This is a genomic window from Erwinia sp. (genome assembly GCF_031978025.1).
Classification (GTDB): domain Bacteria; phylum Pseudomonadota; class Gammaproteobacteria; order Enterobacterales; family Enterobacteriaceae; genus Erwinia.
This window is the reverse complement of the sequence record NZ_DALZCD010000380.1, coordinates 1-3,166: the sequence shown is the minus strand read 5'-3', so window position 1 is coordinate 3,166 and position 3,166 is coordinate 1. Positions and strand designations below refer to the sequence as shown.

At 44.3% G+C, this 3,166-nt stretch carries 2 protein-coding genes; one reads left to right on the top strand and one right to left on the bottom strand.

The features are described 5' to 3' along the window. Window positions 1–392 precede the first annotated feature (392 nt). Window positions 393–1,022, bottom strand: coding sequence for a hypothetical protein (locus RTK32_RS20560; RefSeq protein WP_312047196.1), 630 nt, complete (start codon window positions 1,020–1,022; stop codon window positions 393–395). 937 nt (window positions 1,023–1,959) lie between these two features. Here RTK32_RS20560 and RTK32_RS20555 point away from each other — a divergent pair. Next, window positions 1,960–2,853, top strand: a complete 894-nt coding sequence (locus tag RTK32_RS20555; protein WP_312047198.1) for an integrase domain-containing protein — start codon at window positions 1,960–1,962, stop codon at window positions 2,851–2,853. Window positions 2,854–3,166: the final 313 nt, after the last annotated feature.

Below are 3,166 nucleotides of genomic sequence, written 5' to 3'. Positions count from 1 at the left end.
AAGTAGGGCTTTTTCCCATAACTGGGGCCGGCGGCCCTGCTGCCGCTCCGGCACGCCCGGAAGTAGGGCTGTTTCCCATAACTGGCGATGGCGGCCCAGCCGCCGTTCCGGTACGCCGGGAAGTAGGGGGAATTCCCATATCGGCCCCTATGGCGCATTACTGGTAGAACGTCGTAGCAAAAGTAGGGGGGGGTATTCCGGCTCCACACTGTTAATATAGTTATATTTAACGACCTGACATGTTGATACTCGTATTAATCAAAGTTACATAGAGATTCATTTGCCGGGAAAACTCTTACTTACTTATAAATATTTTTTGTTAATTTCTTTTTGATGTTGATGTCATCACAATAAAAATACAATGTGTCCATTATTTTTTACCTGACCAAGATTTAGCTTTCATCGCAAAAATTATTCAATGAATCGATGGTTTTTCTGTCGAATTTATAAAACCCGTATATGGGATATGTAGCAATTGTTACTAATATAATCCAAAGGGGGACAAGAGACATAACAAGCATTACTATTGCAATTGAAATGTATTCTTTGGATAAGCCAAGCCCAGAAAAGAACAATATGTAATATGCAATTAGGCAAGCAAGTATATGTGTTAACCCCTTACCCATTCTTTTATTGTACTTTTCCTTATTGAGTGTGAATCTTATTTCTTTATTTCCCGATGCGGTGATATTAGTCTCCTGATCAATGCAATGTGCAAGCTTCTTAATTCTTGTTTTTTGAATATCATTAATATCATTACAACTTAATATTTTTAAATGTTGCTGCGCTAAAAGAGGGTTTCTAATGCGCGTGACCTCAAATAGGATTAGATTATTTATTTCTTTGTCAATCGCTTTTATCTCATAGGGTTTCATTTCTATCGCTGTACAAAGCGGCTTGATATCTTTAAAAATAGATATCCTCTCATTTGTAAGCGTCTTAAATCTTGCGAAAAAATTAAGTGCCATCGCAGCAGCAGGGAACATAGAGCCTACTATTATTTTTGACCATTCAATATTCACGATTAATCCTTTGATGAGTTTTAGTTTTGTATATTAATTGCAAATCTAGCATTTGACATTTCTACAGGTTGATTGATATATTTTCAACTGTTCTATGTCGTCGATGACGACCACCAATGGTCCGGTAGCTTGAGAGGATCGCCTTCGGGTAGCTACAAGAAACACTCCCGCAGCCTGAAAGGGGGAACGCAAAAGCGTGGTAAATCTGCTCACCTTTGGAAGCAGATATCGTCTTTAACAGCGTATTTATGACGCGACGATGAAGGTTCATTTACACATCTCAGCCACGGCTTTTACATACGCCAGGCATCTCACGAACGGCATAGCTTATGCTGTTTCGCACACTTCCGTTATGAAGCTTTGCAGGTGTACGGCCTGAGCTGCATCCGACTTTTGCTATGACGCATAAGCCCATTTGGAACATTTGGGCGCTTGCGGAAGACGCATTAGGAGCATGAAGCTGCGCGGCGTCACTTTGGTTCGAGTGAAACGAGAACAAAGTGACGCGCGCAGCGCATAACGTCCAAACCCACGTACAGTGCGGTTTTTAACGGGCCGGTACAATCTGACGTGCACGTAGTGCGTGTTTTCAGAACAACTCTGGCTATTTATCAACCATAACGCGGCACTGACGAACGAAACGTCAGGGGCGTTTAACTAGAAGGAGAATGATCGACTCGGTATCGATGGCGACATCAGGAAACTGATGTACGGAGGCAGACTGACTCACGTCAGCACGGCGCAAGCCGCAAACAGGTCAGAGACCTGGGGAAGCCTCGCAAGAACTCAACATTTCGCCGCCCCGATGCACAGATACCAGTTGAGCCGCAGGAAGCGCAAAGGCAACCACGCCGTCGGGGAAGAGATGTAAGCGCACAGAGTTACAGAACGGTCAGCACAGGCGTGCTGAATGTTCTGGATTCTGGCAGAGGTGGATATGTCCAATAAATTAAGTAAACAACTCGTGACGCTGGCACGCCAGGGCGGAGGAAGTTTTAAAACTGTTTCAGATCGTTCTAAGATTGCCAGCCGCTTTTCGGAGCGACTGGCAACCCTTAATATTCAGATTCGGGACGTAAGCCATGTTAAAACAAAGCATATCGAGAATTATATAAGAAGCCGACAGGAAGAAAATATATCTTCCCGAACGCTGCAGAATGAAATGGCAGCTATTCGGTCTGTGCTTTCACAGGGAGGCAGAAATATCCTTGCTAATCCCTCGCATGAAAAGTTAAGCAACGAGGCGCTGAAAATTTCAGGGGCGAGCAGGGAAGGGAAGAAAATTGCAATTACTGATGAAAGACTGGCCGAAATCGTGGCTACTGTCTCGCTCAAAGATGAAGGGGTGGCGATCGGTATTCAGCTTGCAAGATATATAGGTCTTCGTGCAGAAGAAGTTGTCCAGGCAGCAAAATCCCTGAAAACCTGGAAGCAAACTTTAGCTACCGGTGAAAATAAAATAAGCGTTGTTTTTGGATCAAAAGGTGGACGGGCACGGGACGTCACAATATTTGAGCGTGAGAAAGTCATGCACTTATTGAATCAAGCCATTTCTTATGCAAATGAAAATAATGGAAAACTGATTAATAAACCTACTCTTCATCAGTCGCTTGACCGTTTTCATAATGTTCTAAGAGAAAATGGTATGACCGGCGTTAATGCCCCGCACAGCCTGCGATATGCTTATGCTCGTGACGCTGTTAATTTTCATGTTGAAAATGGAATGAGTCGTGAGGAGGCTGAGGCGCTTGTTTCAATGGATCTCGGGCATGGCGACGGGCGGGGTGCATATGTTGCTCGCGTATATAATCGAATGGTCAATGATGAATAATATTCCCTTGAACAATAAGTACAATAAACGTTATTATCAACCTGTTTCGCACGTTGTCTTCGGACAACCACCAATGGTCTCGTAGCTTGAGATGACCGCCTTCGGGTAGCTACAAACGAACACTTCCCAAGCCTGCAAGGAAGTACACGTAAAGTGTGGTACATCTGCTCACCTCTGGAAGCAGATATCGTCAGTTTTCGCTCCTACTGCGTGACGATCGAGGTTTCTTAACTATCCGGCTTCGGCCTTTGTCCTTCGGGGAAACATTCCCGAGTGGGCACATGTTTCTCCCGTTTTCAGGAGAAATCATGTC